General features: G+C 62.5%; 12 protein-coding genes. 5 read left to right on the top strand and 7 right to left on the bottom strand.

Annotated elements, in window-relative coordinates:
* Positions 1-452: 452 nt before the first annotated feature.
* Positions 453-1,616, top strand: a complete 1,164-nt coding sequence (locus AC4PS6_RS24980) for a type III PLP-dependent enzyme (protein WP_014716890.1) — start codon at positions 453-455, stop codon at positions 1,614-1,616.
* A gap of 121 nt (positions 1,617-1,737) precedes the next feature.
* Here AC4PS6_RS24980 and AC4PS6_RS24985 read toward each other — a convergent pair whose 3' ends face one another.
* Positions 1,738-2,481 (bottom strand): tetratricopeptide repeat protein, encoded by a 744-nt coding sequence (locus AC4PS6_RS24985; RefSeq protein ID WP_014716889.1) that lies wholly within the window; start codon positions 2,479-2,481, stop codon positions 1,738-1,740.
* A 2-nt stretch (positions 2,482-2,483) separates the two neighbouring features.
* Positions 2,484-3,164, bottom strand: coding sequence for a Fe2+-dependent dioxygenase (locus AC4PS6_RS24990; protein ID WP_003188464.1), 681 nt, complete (start codon positions 3,162-3,164; stop codon positions 2,484-2,486).
* Between the two features lie 205 nt (positions 3,165-3,369).
* Here AC4PS6_RS24990 and AC4PS6_RS24995 point away from each other — a divergent pair, with 205 nt between their 5' ends.
* Complete coding sequence (locus tag AC4PS6_RS24995) at positions 3,370-5,670, top strand: TonB-dependent receptor (RefSeq protein WP_492181055.1); 2,301 nt, start codon at positions 3,370-3,372, stop codon at positions 5,668-5,670.
* Positions 5,671-5,793: 123 nt separating this feature from the next.
* Complete coding sequence (locus AC4PS6_RS25000) at positions 5,794-8,319, top strand: PepSY domain-containing protein (protein ID WP_492181056.1); 2,526 nt, start codon at positions 5,794-5,796, stop codon at positions 8,317-8,319.
* Positions 8,320-8,449: 130 nt separating this feature from the next.
* Here AC4PS6_RS25000 and AC4PS6_RS25005 read toward each other — a convergent pair whose 3' ends face one another.
* The 4 genes from AC4PS6_RS25005 to ptsP all read right to left on the bottom strand — a co-directional run bounded on the left by AC4PS6_RS25005 (position 8,450) and on the right by ptsP (position 15,682).
* Positions 8,450-9,991, bottom strand: coding sequence for an alkaline phosphatase D family protein (locus tag AC4PS6_RS25005; RefSeq protein ID WP_014716886.1), 1,542 nt, complete (start codon positions 9,989-9,991; stop codon positions 8,450-8,452).
* Positions 9,992-10,181: 190 nt separating this feature from the next.
* A complete protein-coding gene (locus AC4PS6_RS25010; protein ID WP_073843081.1) occupies positions 10,182-11,891 on the bottom strand; it encodes a PTS fructose-like transporter subunit IIB in 1,710 nt (569 codons plus the stop codon).
* 11 nt (positions 11,892-11,902) lie between these two features.
* A complete protein-coding gene (gene pfkB, locus AC4PS6_RS25015; RefSeq protein WP_014716884.1) occupies positions 11,903-12,823 on the bottom strand; it encodes a 1-phosphofructokinase in 921 nt (306 codons plus the stop codon).
* Positions 12,824-15,682: a phosphoenolpyruvate--protein phosphotransferase gene (gene ptsP / locus AC4PS6_RS25020; protein WP_336827313.1), complete on the bottom strand. Its 2,859-nt coding sequence runs from the start codon at positions 15,680-15,682 to the stop codon at positions 12,824-12,826.
* Positions 15,683-15,966: 284 nt separating this feature from the next.
* On the opposite strand from ptsP, the gene cra reads away from it, so the two are divergent.
* Both cra and AC4PS6_RS25030 read left to right on the top strand, forming a co-directional pair.
* The gene (cra, locus tag AC4PS6_RS25025) at positions 15,967-16,962 is read left to right on the top strand and encodes a catabolite repressor/activator (RefSeq protein ID WP_014716882.1); all 996 of its coding nucleotides are present in this window, start codon (positions 15,967-15,969) and stop codon (positions 16,960-16,962) included.
* A gap of 2 nt (positions 16,963-16,964) precedes the next feature.
* Complete coding sequence (locus AC4PS6_RS25030) at positions 16,965-17,741, top strand: TatD family hydrolase (protein ID WP_020301289.1); 777 nt, start codon at positions 16,965-16,967, stop codon at positions 17,739-17,741.
* Here the strand turns inward: AC4PS6_RS25030 and AC4PS6_RS25035 are convergent.
* The gene (locus tag AC4PS6_RS25035) at positions 17,688-18,116 is read right to left on the bottom strand and encodes a hypothetical protein (RefSeq protein WP_019816973.1); all 429 of its coding nucleotides are present in this window, start codon (positions 18,114-18,116) and stop codon (positions 17,688-17,690) included. The genes AC4PS6_RS25030 and AC4PS6_RS25035 overlap by 54 nt on opposite strands.

An 18,116-nucleotide genomic window follows, 5' to 3' on the forward strand; every position in this document is an offset into this window, starting at 1 on the left:
TAGGTACCCCCTGAATGAATTTCAGGGGATTTTACAGAAGACCTTGAAAGGGCTGAGCATAAGAATGCAGTTCAAATGTGGGAGCTGGCTTGCCTGCGATGAATACACCGCAAATCCATCTGATTGGCCCCATCCGGGGAACATCAATCCGTCACACCGGTCGGTTACATAAGTAGCTGCACGCGGCCGCGCGACGAACGCGTGCAAAAACGCGACATTTTTAGTTGATCCCACGCCCGCCAAGCCCTAAAGTTCGCGCCGAACGTCCATGCTGGAAACGATCCATCCGGCTCAAGTACTGACGACGAGACAGCAAGGCCAAGGGCAGCTTACCCCATGGCCTTTTTGCTTTCGGCGACATGCCTTGGGAAGTAGGCGAACCAAAGTGGGGATACGGAGGACGTTCATTTGCACCCATTGATCAAATTAGTTTGCCCTTAGGAGTTCCCAGCATGTCGATCAACGTCGAAGATTATTTCGCGCGCGCCACTTTTGACAAAATGAAGGCGTTCGCCGACAAGCAAGAAACCCCGTTCGTGGTGATCGACACCGCGATGATCAGCCAGGCCTACGACGACCTGCGCGCCGGTTTCGAATTCGCCAAGGTGTATTACGCCGTCAAGGCCAACCCGGCCGTTGAGATCATCGACCTGTTGAAAGACAAGGGTTCGAGCTTCGACATCGCCTCGATCTATGAGCTGGACAAGGTCATGGACCGCGGCGTCAGCGCCGACCGTATCAGCTACGGCAACACCATCAAGAAATCCAAGGACATCCGCTACTTCTATGAGAAGGGCGTGCGTCTGTTCTCCACCGACTCCGAAGCCGACCTTCGCAACATCGCCAAGGCCGCGCCGGGTTCGAAAGTGTATGTGCGTATCCTCACCGAAGGCTCGACCACTGCTGACTGGCCATTGTCGCGTAAATTCGGCTGCCAGACCGACATGGCCATGGACCTGCTGATCCTCGCCCGCGATCTGGGCCTGGTGCCTTACGGCATCTCGTTCCACGTCGGCTCGCAACAGCGCGACATCAGCGTGTGGGACGCAGCCATCGCCAAGGTCAAGGTGATCTTCGAACGCCTCAAAGAAGAAGACGGCATCCACCTGAAGCTGATCAACATGGGCGGCGGCTTCCCGGCCAACTACATCACCCGCACCAACAGCCTGGAAACCTACGCCGAAGAAATCATCCGTTTCCTTAAAGAAGACTTCGGTGACGACCTGCCGGAAATCATCCTGGAGCCTGGCCGTTCGCTGATCGCCAACGCCGGTATCCTGGTCAGCGAAGTGGTGCTGGTGGCGCGCAAGTCCCGTACCGCCGTCGAGCGCTGGGTGTACACGGATGTGGGCAAGTTCTCCGGCCTGATCGAAACCATGGACGAAGCCATCAAGTTCCCGATCTGGACCGAGAAGAAAGGCGAGATGGAAGAAGTGGTCATCGCCGGCCCGACCTGCGACAGCGCCGATATCATGTACGAAAACTACAAGTACGGCCTGCCGTTGAACCTGGCCATTGGTGATCGTCTGTACTGGTTGTCGACCGGTGCCTACACCACCAGCTACAGCGCGGTGGAGTTCAATGGGTTCCCGCCGCTGAAATCCTTCTACGTTTAACCCCACCCCCGATCGTTCCCACGCTCTGCGTGGGAACGCCTCCTGTGACGCTCTGCGTTACGCGCTCAAGTGCGGACGCGGAGCGTCCAGGGCGGCATTCCCACGCGGAGCGTGGGAACGATCAGCTCGTAGCTCGTTGCTGGTACAACTCGGCCATGGCGCGAATTCGCGGGTCATCCGCCCGTGCCAGCGCCTTGTGTGCCGTTTGCAGAAACTTGAGATTCCCGCCTGCCAGCGCCTTGTGCAACCACTCCAGCGCCGCGTCGACCTGGCCGCTGCCTGCCAGCACCGCCGCATGGCTGAACTGCCCACGAAAATCACCTGCCTCGGCTGAGCGGCGGTACCACTCAACGGCCGCCTCAACATCCTTGGGGCAATGCTGCCCGTCTTCCAGGTAACGCCCGAGCAGGTTCATCGACTTGGCATGGCCCTGTTCGGCAGCCTGGCGATACAGCGCCAGTGCTTGCGCCTGGTCTTCAACAACGCCACGGCCGGTAGCCAAGAGGTTGGCGTAGTTGTATTGCCCCCAATCCAACCCGGCGTGTGCCGCCAGACGATATTCCCGTGCTGCGGCGGCTTCATCGACAGCGCAGCCCCAGCCATGCTCGCGGCAACGCCCGATCATATTGCGCGCCATCAGGTGCCCGCCCTGCGCGGCAATCTGGAACCAGCGCAGCGCCAATGCTTCATCGCGTGCGATGCCGCGCCCTTCCAGCAGAATTTGCCCGAGCAGGGCCTGGGCATCGACCACGCCTGCCTTGGCCGCGATCAGAATGGCCTGGGCGGCGCGCACCGGGGAGTCATCGAGCATGCTCTGCAATTGTTCGACATTGAGCACTTCTTCGCGGCGCAATAAAAAGCCCATGCTCAGACCTCGACCCAGCGGCGCAACAGGTTGTGGTAGGTGCCGGTGAGCTGGATCAGCGCAGGGTGGTCGGGCACGTCGCGGGTCAGTTGCTGGATCGCGCCGTCCATTTCAAACAGCAAGGTGCGCTGGCTGTCTTCGCGCACCAGGCTTTGGGTCCAGAAGAACGAGGCATAACGCGCGCCACGGGTCACCGCGTTGACTTTGTGCAGGCTGGAGCCGGGGTACAGCACCATGTCGCCGGCGGGTAGCTTGACCCGCTGCAGGCCGAACGTGTCCTGGATCTCCAGTTCCCCACCGTCGTAGTCGTCGGGGTCGCTGAAGAACAGCGTGGACGACAGGTCGGTGCGCACGCGCTCATGGCTGCCTTTGGGTTGGCGCACCGCGTTGTCGATATGAAAGTCGAAACTGCCGCCAGCGGTGTAGCAGTTGAGCAGTGGCGGGAAGACTTTATGCGGCAGCGCGGCCGACATGAACAGCGGGTTGCTCCACAACCGTTCCAACATCGCCGCGCCGATTTCCTTGGCCAGGGGGTGGCCTTCGGGTAATTGCAGGTTGTGCTTGGCCTTGGCCGACTGGTGCCCGGCGGTGATTTTGCCGTCAGCCCATTCGGTCTCTTCCAGGGCTTGGCGAATGCGCAGCACCTCCTCGCGAGAGAACAGGCCGGGAATGTGCAGCAACATGAGGCAATACCTGCGATCAGAGAGGCGCCAATGGTATTGATTCTTATCCGCCCTGTAAAACGCGAGGACGAACGAGAACACAAAATCCGTAAAGAAAAAGTGTAAAGAATGTAAATTTGATGCGAATAGCAATATCTCGCAATTGATACAAAGTCTTGTTGGCCCTATATTCCGCGGCCTCACATCCTTGGGGAAGGGACACGTCATGTCGCGCACTATTCTAAAAATACCGGCCAGTTCACCACGCATGCTGGCCTCCGCCATTGGCGTTGCCCTGAGTGCCGGCTCCGCCGCCCACCTGGCGCAGGCGGCTGAAAATACCGAGCCAACAGGCGAGCGCAACCCTATCTCCCTCGGCGCCACCAACATCACCGGCCAGGAGCAGGACAACACCTCCTACCAGGTGGAGAAAGCCTCGTCGCAGAAGTACACCGCGCCGCTGGTGGACACGCCGCGCTCGGTCACCGTGGTGCCGCAACAAGTCCTCAAGGACACCGCCGCCACCTCGTTGCAGGACGCCTTGCGCACCGTACCGGGTATCACCTTCGGTGCCGGTGAAGGTGGCAACCCTCAGGGCGACCGTCCGTTCATCCGTGGTTTTGATGCCCAGGGCGATACCTACCTCGATGGCGTACGCGATACCGGCGGCCAGAGCCGCGAGATCTTCGACATCGAGTCCATCGAAGTCAGCAAAGGCCCGAACTCTTCGTTCGGCGGCCGTGGCTCGGCCGGTGGCAGCCTCAACCTGGTGAGCAAGACCCCACAAGCGCGGGACTTCACCAACGGCGGCTTTACCTACGGCTCCGACCAGACCCGCCGCTATGTGCTCGACGTGAACCGCCAGTTCCTGGACGACAGCGCGGCATTCCGCCTGAACCTGATGAGCCATGAACAAAACGTGGCTGGCCGCGATGCGGTGAACTACGACCGTTGGGGTGTAGCCCCGTCGCTGACGTTTGGCCTGGGCACGCCGACCCGCGTCAACCTCAGCTACTACCACATGGAAAGTGACGACCTGCCGGATTCGGGGATTCCGTATGGCTATGGCTCAGCGACCGCCACGGCCCACGCGCATGACAAACCCAACGACGGCGACGACAGCAACAACTTCTACGGTTTGAAAAGCCGTGACTTCCGCAAGACCCGCGCCGACATCAGCACGTTCTCCATCGAGCACGACCTGAACGACAACATGACGCTCAAGAACACCCTGCGCCACGGCAGCACCGGCCAGGACTATGTGCTCACCCAGCCGGATGACAGCAAGTTCAACGTCAACCGCTACGGCACCGTCTGGCGTCGCGCCAACAGCCGTGTCTCCACCACGACCACAACCACCAACCAGACTGACCTGTTTGGCAGCTTCCAGGCCCTGGGCTTCAAGCACACTTACTCTACTGGCCTGGAGTTCACCGGTGAAGAAACCCGTGTCAGCGGCTACACCGTCAGCCCTAACGCCAACCCGGTGTGCACAACGGCCAAGGGCAGCCTGGGCGGCCAGTGCACGTCGCTGAGCAACCCGAACCCGGACGACGCCTGGAACGGCAGCATTGCGCGCAACTATATGGGCACCAACACCAAAGCCACCAGCCGCGCCGCGTACGTGTTCGATACCATCGAGCTCGATCCGAAATGGCTGCTGAACGTGGGCCTGCGCTACGACACCTTTGACACCGAAGCCAACACCAACGCAGTGCCGAGCGCGACGGTAAAAGCCCGCAGCAAGATCAAGGACGACAGTCAGTTCTTTAACTGGCAGGCCGGCCTTGTCTGGAAGCCGGTGGAGAACGGCAGCATCTACGCCTCGTACGCCACATCGGCCACGCCAGCCGGTGGCCTGATAGGCGAAGGTTCCGACGGCAACCCGCTGTCTGCCGGTGCTGCCACCAGCGACTTGCAGCCAGAAGAAACCGTCAACTACGAACTGGGCACCAAATGGGACCTGTTCCACGACCGCCTGTCCCTGACCGCAGCCGTGTTCCGCACCGAGAAGAAAAACACCCGCATCCTGGTGGATGCACTCACCTACCAGAACGCCGGTGAATCTCAGGTCGACGGCATCGAGTTGTCCGCCAGCGGCAAAATCACCGAACAATGGCAGGTGTTTGCGGGCTACAGCTATCTGGACAGCGAACTGGTCAAATCCGGCCTCAACGGGCGTAACGGTGTCGTGAGTGCGGGCTCCAACAAAGGCAATCAGATGCCCAACACGCCGAAGAACTCCTTCAGCCTGTGGACCACCTACGAGATCACGCCCAAGCTGACCGTCGGCGGCGGCGCCTTCTACGTCGATGAGGTTTACGGCGATGTCGGCAACACAGTGTATGTACCCTCCTACACCCGCTACGACGCCATGGCCAGCTACAAGCTGACCAAGAACGTCGACCTGCAACTGAACGTGCAGAACCTGACCGACAAAACCTACTACGACAAGGCCTTCTCCACGCATTTCGCCAACCAAGCGGCCGGGCGTACGGCGTTGTTGACCACCAGCTTCCACTTCTAAAAGCGGTAAAGTTCCAGCCAGAAGCCCCACACATCGGATGCGTGGGGCTTTTGCGTGTTCCCAGGCAACTCACGGCATAATGCGCGCCGTGATCAGATATCCAGCTAAGCGAGGCGCTCCGACGTGTTGAAGAAAACCCTGTTCCAGTTGCATTGGTTCTTCGGCATCACGGCCGGGCTGGTGCTGGCCTTGATGGGGGTCACCGGGGCCGCGTACTCGTTTCAGGACGAGATCCTGCGGGCGCTCAACCCCACCGTGTTGAGCGTGCAGAAACGCGAGGCCGGTGTACTGCCGCCCGCCGAGCTGGTACGCAAGCTGGAAGCGGCCGAAGGCAAGACCGTGGCCATGCTGTGGGTAGAAAGTGAAAGCGGCAACGCCGGCCGCGTGTCCTTCACCCCGCCACCGGGCGAGCGCCGTGGCCAGATGCGCTACTTTGACCCGTACACCGGCGACTACATGGGTGACGCGGTCGGCCAGGACCTGTTCGGTTTTATCCTGCAATTGCACCGCTTCCTCGCCATCGGCGATACCGGGCGCAATATCACCGGCGCCTGCACCCTGATCCTGCTGTTTTTCTGCCTCTCCGGCCTGTACCTGCGCTGGCCGCGCCAGGTGAAAAGCTGGCGCGTCTGGCTGACCCTGGACTGGCGCAAAAAGGGCCGCAGCTTCAATTGGGACCTGCACTCGGTATTCGGCACCTGGTGCCTGTTGTTTTATCTGCTGGCGGCACTGACAGGGCTGTACTGGTCCTACGACTGGTACAACCGTGGCGTGACCAAACTGCTGTCCGACGCGCCGCAGAACGAACGCATGCGCAAGCGCGGCCCGGCTCCCGCAGGCCCGGCTCCGGTGGCCAACTATGACGCAATCTGGAGCAGCATCTACAGCAACGCCGGCCCCGACTTGAGCGCCTACAACATTCGGATGCCCGCGGTCGCCGGGCAACCGGCCACCGTGTATTACCTGCTCACTTCATCGCCCCATGACCGTGCCCTGAACCAGATCAACCTGGACCCGGCCACCGGCGAGGTCAAATCCCACGAGCGCTACGCCAGCAAAAGCCTCAAGGCGCAGTTGCTGACCAGTGTGTATGCGCTGCACACCGGCAGCTATTTCGGCCTGGTCGGGCGCATCGTCCTCACCGTCAGCTCACTGCTTATGCCGCTGTTTTTCATCACGGGCTGGCTGCTGTACCTCGACCGACGCCGCAAAAAGCGCCAGGTCCGCGATGCCCGCAAAGGTTTGACAGATAACCACAGCAATGCCCCGGCCTGGCTGATCGGCTTCGCCAGCCAGAGCGGCTTTGCCGAACAACTGGCCTGGCAAACGGCCGGGCAACTGCAGGCTGCGGGCCTGGCGGTGAAGGTGCAGCCTTTGGGCAGTGTCAGCCGCGACGACCTCAGCCAATCACAGAACGCGCTGTTTGTGGTCAGTACCTTTGGCGACGGCGAAGCCCCCGACAGCGCCCGAGGTTTCGAGCGCAGCGTGCTCGGCCATTCGCTGCCCCTCACAGGCTTGAACTACTCGGTGCTGGCCCTGGGTGACCGGCAGTACGAACATTTTTGCGGCTTTGCCCGGCGCCTGCATTTCTGGCTGACCAACCAGGGCGGCACCCCGCTGTTTGCCCCGGTGGAAGTCGACAGCGGCGACGCAGTGGCCCTGCACACCTGGCAACAGCAACTGGGCCAGCTCACCGGGCATGCGCCGGCAGCGGCCTGGCCGACGGCCCAGTACGAAAACTGGACCCTGAGCCAACGCACCCTGCTCAACCCCGACAGTGTCGGCTCGCCCGTCTACCTGCTGGGCCTCACATCCACGTCTGCACACAGCTGGCTGGCCGGCGACCTGGTGGAAGTCCTGCCGCGCAATTGCCCCTGGGCCATCGAACACTTCCTGGCCGGCCTGGGCTTGGTCGGCAGCGACGGTGTGGTGATCGACGGCGTGGCCCACACCCTTGATCAGGCCCTGGCCACGCGCCAACTGCCGGACAACCGCACGCACCTGGTCGGCCTGCACGCCCAGGCGTTGGTGGACGCGCTGGTCCCCCTGGGCATGCGCGAATACTCCATCGCCTCGATTGCCAGCGACGGCGTGCTGGAGCTGATTGTGCGCCAGGAGCGCCACCCCGACGGCAGCCTGGGGCTTGGCTCCGGCTGGCTGACTGAACACGCCGCCCTCGGCTCGGCCATCAGCCTGCGCCTGCGGCGCAACAGCGGCTTCCATTTGCCCGACGCGCCTGTGCCACTGATTCTGCTGGGCAACGGCACCGGCCTGGCGGGCCTGCGTAGCTTGCTCAAGGCGCGTATTGCCGGCGGCCAGCAGCGAAACTGGCTGCTGTTCGGCGAGCGCAATATCGCCCACGACTACCTGTGCCAGGACGAACTGCAAGGCTGGCTCGCCAGTGGAGACCTGGCCCTGCTGGACCTGGCATTTTCCCGCGATCAAGAGGAGAAGGTCTACGTACAGGATCGCCTGCGCGAGTCAGCGGATGTGCTGCGCAAATGGCTGGCGGATGGCGCGGCGATTTATGTGTGTGGCAGCTTGCAGGGGATGGCGACGGGGGTGGATCAGGCACTGGCAGACATCTTGGGCAAGGAGGCGCTGGAGCGCCTGATCGAACAGGGCCGCTATCGTCGGGATGTCTACTGACCCGAGAAACAAAGAAGATCAAAGGTGGGAGCTGGCTTGCCTGCGATGGCGGCCTATCAGTGAAAGATTTTTTCACTGACAGATCGCTATCGCAGGCAAGCCAGCTCCCACAGTTTTGGCTGCATTCCGATCAGGCCGGTTGCAGTTTTTGCTCGAACACGGAAACCCCGTCCAAGTCCCGTAGCATCACCGTCAACTCCGCCGTCTGCCCATCTATCTGCACTTCACCAAAAAACTGAAAGCCCGCAAACGGCGAGGTATTCTGCGCCGGTGGCGCCTTCTGGAACACCACGTGCGGGCCAAAGGTTTTATCCAGTGGGTTGGGCCCGAAACTCCCAGCATTCAACGGCCCTGCCACAAACTCCCAGAACGGCTCGAAATCCTGGAACGTCGCACGGTCAGGGTGATAGTGATGCGCTGCACAGTAATGCACATCGGCCGTCAGCCACACGTGGTTGCGCACCTTATGCTCATGCAGGAACCCCAGCAGTTCGGCGATCTCCAGCTCACGCCCTTGCGCCGGGCCAGGGTCGCCATTGGCGATCGCTTCCCAACGCGCCACGCCGGGGCTGACTTCACCGTCGGGCACGCCCAGACCGATGGGCATGTCGGCGGCGACCACCTTCCACTGCGCTTGCGAGGCCTTGAGCCCGCGTTTGAGCCAGTCCAACTGTTCCCGCCCGAGGAAGGGTTTTTCCGCGCCCAGGTTGTCATCATTCGGCCCACGATAGCTGCGCATATCCAACACAAACACATCCAGCAGCGGCCCATAACTGAGCTTGCGATAAATGCGCCCGCCACCGTCGGCGCTCTGTCGGCGCATGGGTGAATATTCCAGCCAGGCCTGGCGGGCACGGCCCACCAAGGTATTGATGTCGCGGGTCTGGTAACGCTCATCCAACTGCTTGCTCGATGACCAGTTGTTGATCACCTCGTGATCGTCCCACTGCCAGATCTGCGGTACCTCGGCATTGAAGCGGCGCACGTTTTCATCCAGCAGGTTGTAGCGGTAATTACCGCGATATTCATCGAGGGTTTCCGCGACTTTGCTTTTGGCTTCGGTGGTAATGTTGCGCCAGATGCGCCCGCCTTCAGTGGTGAGCTGCGCGGGGACCGGGCCGTCGGCATAGATGGTGTCGCCGCTGTGGATAAAAAAGTCCGGCAGGCGCAGGCGCATGGCTTCATAGATGCGCATGCCACCGATGTCCGGGTTGATGCCGAAGCCTTGGCCGACAGTGTCGCCGCTCCACACAAAACGGATGTCACGCCGCTGTTGCGGCACGCTACGCAAGTGGCCGAACCAGGGTTCACTGGCAATGCCGGTCTGGGCGTCTTCGAAATGCACGCGGTAGAAAATCGCCTGGTCGACCGGCAGCCCGGTGAGCTCGACACGGGCGGTAAAGTCGGTGCGGCTGTCGGCCAGGGGCGAGACGAATCGGCGCGGGTTGCTGAACACGCTGCGGGTATCCCACTCCACCACCATCTTCGCCGGGCGGTCACTGCGGCTCCAGATCATTGCGCGATCGCCCTGCAGGTCGCCCGATTGCACGCCGTCAGTGAGTTGGGGTCGGTCCTTCACCGAAGCGATCACCGCCGGCGCCAGGCCCGGCAACAACAGGCCAGCGCCCACGGCTTGCATCACACGGCGGCGACCGAGATCGAAGTGGCTCATGCAGGTGCCCTCTTGAGTATCAAAAGGGCCACTAAAGCATGATGGGATGAAGCGGATGTGACACCGATTAGCAGAACGGTCGAGTTCACCTGTGGGAGCTGGCTTGCCTGCGATGCAAACACCTCGGTGTATCAGGCAAACCCCGTCGAGGCTATCGCAGGCAAGCCAGCTCCCACATTTTCTGCCAGTGTCAGGCAGTCACGGCCAGTTCGGCCGCTTCCGGTCGCTTGAGCACGGCATACACCAAACCGGTCAACACACTGCCCGCCACAATCGCCAACAAGTACAACAACGCATGGTTCATCGCATTCGGAATCACCAGCACAAACAACCCGCCATGGGGCGCGGCGAGTTTGCAGCCGAAGTACATCGACAGCGCACCGGTCAACGCGCCACCGGCGATGCTGGCCGGAATGACGCGCAGCGGGTCTTTGGCGGCGAAGGGAATCGCGCCTTCAGAGATAAAGCACAGCCCCAGGATCATCGCCGCCTTGCCGGCCTCGCGCTCGGTCTGGGCGAACTTGCGCCGGGCCAGCAACGTGGCGATGCCCATGCCAATCGGCGGCACCATGCCGGCGGCCATGGTCGCGGCCATCGGCGCGCCGCTCGACGCGGCCAGCAGGCCAACCGAGAACGCATAGGCCGCCTTGTTGATCGGCCCGCCCAAATCCACACACATCATGCCGCCGAGCAGAATGCCCAGGAGCACCGCGTTGGTGGTGCCCATGGTGCTGAGGAAGTCCGTCAGGCCCGTGAGCAAGCGGGCGACCGGTGGGCCCACCAGGTAGATCATCACCAAGCCGGTAAACAGGCTCGCCAATAACGGGATGATCAGGATCGGCTTGAGCGCTTCCAGGCTCTGAGGCAGTTGCACCGTGCGGCTGATCAGCTTGACGCAATATCCGGCGACGAAACCGGCCAGGATGCCGCCGATAAACCCAGCCCCCAGCGTCCCCGCCAGCAGCCCGCCGATCATGCCGGGCGCAAGGCCAGGACGGTCGGCAATCGAGTAGGCGATGTAGCCCGCCAGCAGCGGCACCATCAACAGGAACGCCTGGTCACCCACGGATTTGAGCGCCGCCGCCAAGGTGCCGGGCTGCTCGAAAGCATGGATGCCGAAGACAAACGACAAGGCGATCAGCAAGCCCCCCGCCACCACCATCGGCAACATATACGACACGCCGGTGAGCAGGTGTTTGTAGACGCCGGTTTTCTCCGCCTTGGCCGGTGCACCGCCGGCCGCGCTTTCCACCGCGCCTTCGGCCAGGGCTTTGTTGAGGATGGCTTCGGATTGCTTGAGGGCAATGCCGGTGCCACAGCGGTAAATCTTCTTGCCGGCGAAACGCTCGGTGGCCACTTCGATATCGGCCGCGAGCAACACCACATCGGCATCGGCAATCGCTTGCGAGCTCAACGGGGTGCGAGCGCCCACCGAGCCCTGGGTTTCGACCTGCAGGTCATAACCCAGGCGCTGAGCAGTCTGCTGCAAGGCTTCGGCGGCCATGAACGTGTGGGCCACACCGGTGGGGCACGCGGTAATCGCGACGATACGCGGCGCAGCCTTGGCCGCCACCGGGGCGGCGTCGGCGACATACACCTGGGCTTCTTCGGCGCCCCGGCGCAGTACGCCTTCGACATCCGCCAACGCCTGGGCCGGCGTGCTCTGGAACACACGCTTGCCGACAAACCGCTGCATATCCACCGGGGTACTGCTGACCAACAGCACCCACTCGGCATCATCAATCGTCGCCTGGGACAACTGGCGCTCCGGACGCTGCACATCGACGACTTCAACACTGGTGTGCAAGCCCATGCGCTGGGCGGCGGCGTCCAACAAGCGGGCGCACAGCACACTGGTGACCATGCCGTTCGGGCAGGCGGTAACAATGGCTAACTTCATCACAAACCCTCTTATTGTTCTGTCAGCGTGCGTACTTCGACGCCGCTTTCGAGATGCGCCAACTGCGCGTCATCGCTGATGCCAAAACCGATCTGTGTCACCGCCATCGCGGCAATCGCCGTGGCCCGGCGCAGGGTGTGCTCCGGCGTGTCGCCACTGAGCAAACCGTGGAGCATCCCGGCTAGCAGCGAGTCGCCGGCACCCACGGTACTGGCCACTGCCACCTTGGGCGGCGTGGCATGCAGCGCCGCACCCGGGCGGTACCAGGTCACACCTGCGGCCCCGTCGGAGACCACCACATGTTCGACGCCTTGCTGATGCAGGCGGCTGATGGCATCGGTGGCGTTACCCAAGGCCTCGGCCAACTCTTCGGTATTGGGTTTGACCAGCCACGGGCCAACCTCCAACCCCAGGCGCAGCGCTTCGCCGCTGGTGTCCAGGGCGATTTTTAAACCGAGGTCTTTCAACGCCTCCAGCAAACCTTTAAACCACTGCGGGCTGACGCCGCGCGGCAAGCTACCGGCCACCACGACCGCATCGAACTCCGGGCCAATGATCGCGACCATCTTGAGCAGCGCTTTTAGCGCCTCTTCAGTCACCAGCGGCCCCGGTGCATTGATGTCGGTGACACGCCCATCCTGTTCGGCAATCTTGATATTGCTCCGGGTTTCGCCGGGAACCCGGATGAAGGCATCGCCAAACCCACGGCGCTTGATCAGCGCATTGAAAGCCTGGGGGTTGGCACTGCCGAGGAACCCGCCCACGCTGACGTAATGGCCCAGGTCCGCCAGCACTTGCGCCACATTCACGCCTTTGCCGGCCGCGTGGGTGAGCATCGCTTCACTGCGATTGACCTCACCGGGTTGCAGGTGCGCCAGACGTACCGTGAGGTCCAACGCCGGGTTCAGCGTCAGGGTCAGAATATTTGCCATCTACACGGCCTCCACTAGGGCACGCACTTCGGCGGGCGAACCCACTGCCAGTGCTTGTTGCGCCAGGCCCTGGGCCTCGCTCAGACTGAATTCACGCACCCGCGCCTTCACTTCAGGAATGCTGCGGGCCGACACGCTCAACTCATCCACGCCCAGGCCGACCAGCACCGGCACCGCCAGCGGGTCCGCCGCCAACTCGCCGCACACACCTACCCATTTGCCGTGGGCATGGGCGGCGCGCACGGTGATGTCGATCAGTTGCAGGACTGCCGGATGCAAGCCATCGGCCTGGGCCGACAGGGTCGGGTGGCCGCGGTCGATGGCCAGGGTGTATTGGGTCAGGTCGTTGGTGCCGACGCTGAAGAAGTCGACTTCCTTGGCGAGGACCGGCGCCAACAACGCGGCTGAGGGCACTTCGATCATGATCCCCAGTTGCAGGTCCGCCACCGGGATCTCCAGGCGCAGGCGTTCGGTCATGTCCCGGGCGGCGCGCCACTCATCCACGCTGCCGACCATGGGGAACATGATGCGCAGCGGGCGGTTATCCGCAGCACGCAGCAGCGCCCGCAGTTGCGCTTCCATGATCTGCGGGCGTTGCAACGTCAGGCGAATGCCGCGCACACCCAGGAAGGGGTTTTCCTCTTCGGCGATCGGCCAATAGGGCAAAGGCTTGTCGCCGCCCACATCCAGGGTGCGCACCACCAACGGGCGACCATTGAGGCCGTCGAGTACGCGACGGTATTCGGCCTCCTGGGTGGCCTCGTCTGGCGCCTGGGGGTGGGCCATGAAAATCAGTTCGGTGCGCAGCAGGCCAATGCCTTCGGCGCCCTGCTCCACGGCACTGGCCACCCCGGCGCTTTCGCCAATGTTGGCGAATACTTCCACGGCGTGTCCGTCGCGGGTCAGCGCCGGTTCATGGCGTTGGGCCGAAGCGGCTTGCAAGCGCTGCTCGCGGCTGTCGCGCTCCACGGTGGCCCGTTGCAGGGTGGCGGCGTCGGGGTCCACATGCAGGCGGCCGCGCTGGCCATCGAGCAACAGCGGCGTGCCCGCGTTGAGCAATAACACCGCAGCGCCAGCGCCGACCAAGGCCGGAATGCCCAAAGCGCGGGCGACAATGGCGCTGTGAGCGGTGGCGCCGCCCCGGGCGGTGAGAATGCCGGCAACGCGGGCCGGGTCCAGGCGCGCCACGTCCGAAGGGCCGACTTCTTCCATCACCAGGATGTAGGGCTCGCTCGGTTCCTGCACGCTTTGGACGCCGCACAACTGGGCCAGCACGCGGCGGCCGATGTCGCGCAAGTCGGCAGCACGCTCGGCCAGCAAGGCATCCTGCAAGGCTTCCTGCTGTTTGGCGGCGGCTTCGATCACGCTCATCCAGGCGGCTTCGGCGCTTTCGCCTTGCTTGAGGCGGGTGTCGACTTCGTCGGTGAGTTCCGGGTCGTCGAGCATTTCCTGGTGCGTGATGAAAATCTCGCGGATGGCCTTGGCCTGGCTACGCTCGATCAAGCCCTGGATATCCGTGCGCACCTCGCTCAAGGCCGTGTGCAGACGCTGGCGTTCGGCGGCGGCGGACTCACCGCGCAACGGGTAATCGAACACTTGCGGCACCTGGATATGGGCCGGGCCGATGGCGATACCCGGTGCGGCGGCAATGGCCTGGAGTTGGCTACCGCTCAGTGGCGCGCTGAGCACCGCTTCGATATCGACCTGTGCTGGCTGTGCGCTCACGGTGGGCAAGGGCTCGACCTCTTCGCCAAGGCCCTCTTGCACGGCGGCCAAGAGGGCGGGCAGTGCATCGCCGGCCACCGTCGGCTCGGCCACGAACTCCAGCACCTGACCACGACGTGCGCCGAGGCTGAGCAACTTGCTCAGGCTTTTGACCGACACGGCGCCCACCGCGCCATCGACGATGCGCACGCGGATATCGCCATCAAAACTTTTCGCCAATTGCGCCAGGATCTTGGCCGGGCGCGCGTGCAGGCCGTGGGCGTTGGCCAGGGTAATACGGGCGATGGGCCAGTCCGGCGGCAGTTCACCGCCCAGCACTTCCAGCACCGCGCGGCTGCTGGTGGCGCGCCCCAACTCCTCGCCGCGCCCTTCAATGAGCAAGGCACACAGGCGTTCAAGCAGGGTCTGGTGCGCTTCACCGAGGCTCGCCAGGCAGAACAGGCCGTGCAGGGGCTGGCCGAGGTAACGCATGGGTTTGTCCGGCGTCACAAAGGCCAGGCCCGGACGCTTGACCGTCTGCTCGCTGTGCAACCACCACAGGCCATCGCCCAGGGGCAGCGCGTCGACCTGCTGCAATACAGCTGCAAAGCCATTGCTCACGCAGTCGGCCTGGCGCAGCAGGCGCGCACCGCGCCACACCAACTCTTCAAAATCATCGGCCGACACGCCCAGGCTGATCATCTGCGCATCCAGCGCCAGTTCCTGGGGCGCGCCTTGCAACAGTTTCAACAGCGCTTCGGCGCTGCCGGCACGGCGCAACGCCTGGCCCAGGTCGGTTTCGCCGAGGGCACGGGTGAGCAGTTGCAACAGGCGCAGGTGTTCATCGGATTTAGCCGCGATGCCAATCGCCAGGTAGACGATCTGGCCATCGCCCCAGTCCACCCCTTCGGGGAACTGCAGCAGGCGCACACCAGTGGAAAACACCTGGTCGCGGGTTTCTGGCGTGCCGTGGGGAATAGCGATGCCTTGGCCGAGAAAGGTCGAGCCTTGGGCTTCACGGGCTTGCAGGCCACTGAGATAACCTTCGGCAACCAGGCCATCGGCCACCAGTTTGTCAGCGAGCAGGTGCAAGGCAGCAGATTTATCCACAGCCACCTGGCCCATGGATATCTGCTCTACAGTGAGCTCAAGCATGCCGTTCTCCTAGTTAGTGCGACGGGCGCACTAGGTATTGTTGTAGGTAAATAAGTTCGAAATTAACTGACTGAGCGGTCAATTGGCAGTGGTCACTCAGTGGCGAACATCGTAAAAATACGCTTGCTGAAACGTTTAATCTAGAATTTATGGCAGATTACGCGTTAATTGCGCAAGCTTGAAGGGCCACTCGGCGCTTGCTGTGGGACATTGGTCGAATGCTGGAATCGGTTACGATTGGACAAAATGTCGGGGCGAGCGCCAAAAAACAAGGAAATCCCGGTTTGAAACTCAGTGATATCGCACGTCTGGCCGGTGTGTCCGTTACCACCGCCAGCTATGTCATCAACGGCAAGGCCGAACAGCAGCGCATCAGCAACGCCACCGTTGAGCGTGTGCGTGCCGTGGTCCAAGCCCATGGCTTTACCCCCAACCCTCAAGCCGCCGGGCTGCGCAGCCGGCATACGCGAACCTTGGGGTTCATCCTGCCAGACCTGGAAAACCCCAGCTACGCACGCATCGCCAAACTGCTGGAACAAGGAGCACGGGCGCGGGGCTATCAGTTGCTGATCGCCAGCTCCGATGATGAAGCGGACAGCGAACGCCAACTGCTGCAACTGTTCCGGGCGCGGCGTTGCGATGCGTTGTTCGTCGCCAGTTGCCTGCCAGCCAGCGATGACAGCTATCGCGAGCTGCAGGCCAAGGGGCTGCCGGTGATTGCCATCGACCGGGAGATGGAGCCGAACCAGTTCTGCTCCGTGGTCAGCGACGACCACCAGGCCTGCAGGCAACTCACCAGCAGCCTGCTGCAACCGTTGCCCAAGCAGATCGCACTGATTGGCGCGCGGCCCGAGCTGAGCATCAGCCAGGCACGTACCGCCGGTTTCCGTGATGCGCTGCAAGGCTTTACGGGCGAAGTGATTATCGAACAGGGCGAAGCCTTCAGTCGTGACTGCGGCCGAGAGCTGATGGAGCAACTGCTGCAACGCCTGGGGCATTTGCCGGACGCGCTGGTAACCACCTCCTACGTACTGCTGCAAGGCGTGTTTGATGCGCTGCATGACTTCCCCCTCAAGTCACGTCCCCTGCGCCTGGGCACCTTCGGCGATACCCAGTTGCTGGATTTCCTCCCGCTGCCGGTCAACGCCATGGCCCAGCAACATCAATTGATTGCCGAGACCGCCCTGCGCCTGGCCCTGGCCGCCATTGAAGAAGAACAGTACCAACCCGGCGTGCATGCGATTGGCCGGACTTTCAAGCAGCGTATCCACGAGGCCTGAGCGTGGAGCTGATCGACACCCACACGCACCTGGACTTCGAGGACTTCGACCAGGATCGCTCGCACGTCCTTGCCCACAGCCGTGAACTCGGCGTGCGGCGCCTGGTGGTGCTGGGGGTGTACCAGAAAAACTGGCAGCGGCTGTGGGACTTGGTGCAACAGGACGAAGGCTTGTTCGCCGCCTTCGGCTTGCACCCGGTGTATCTCGAGGAGCATCGCCCCGCCGACCTGCTGGAGCTGGGCGACTGGTTGACGCGCCTGCATGGCCACCGGCAACTGTGCGCCGTGGGCGAAATTGGCCTGGATTACTTTCTCGAACAGTTGGACCACCAGCGCCAGCAACAGTTATTTGAAGCCCAACTGAAACTCGCGGTGGATTTCCAACTGCCGGCCTTGCTCCACGTTCGCCGCAGCCACGCCGCCGTGATTGCCACCCTCAAGCGCATCCGCGTGCCCAGAGGCGGCATCATCCACGCGTTCGCTGGCAGCGCTGAAGAGGCGCGCGAGTACATCAAGCTGGGGTTCAAACTGGGCCTGGGCGGCGCGGCCACCTGGCCCCAGGCGCTGCGCATGCACCGGGTACTGGCCCAGTTGCCTCTCGACGCCGTGGTGCTGGAAACCGATGCGCCGGATATGGCTCCGGCCATGTACCCCAACCAGCGCAATAGCCCGCAGCATCTGCCAGATATCTGCACGGCCCTGGCCGAGCGCATGGGTATCAGCCCTCTATCGCTCGCTGAGACGAGCACACGCAATGCGTGCGAGCTGTTCAACTGGTAGCGGACTGATCACCTGCAACTTCAAGATCATTGTCTGTCGATGCCGGGCATAGCGCACCACCAGCAAATGGATCAGCACGGCGACCAGCGAAACGTTCAGTTGCCCGATCACACTGAGCAGCCCCAACCATTCAGCGAACAAGGCCACCAGCAAGGTCGCGCATGTCAGCATGATCATGCTCGGCCGCACCAGCGCCCATTGGTCCAGGGCCCTGAACTGCCGCAACTGCTTGGCGCACCCCAACTGCAACCCCGAGTGGCAATACGTACAGTCAAAAGGCACATCAATGGCAATGGCATTCAGTTGCCAAGGCTTGAGTTCAAACGTCATGTCGCACTGGGCGCAATGCCCTTTGATACCGATTGCAGCGGCCAT

It is taken from the genome of Pseudomonas sp. DW-iso17 (assembly GCF_058725345.1).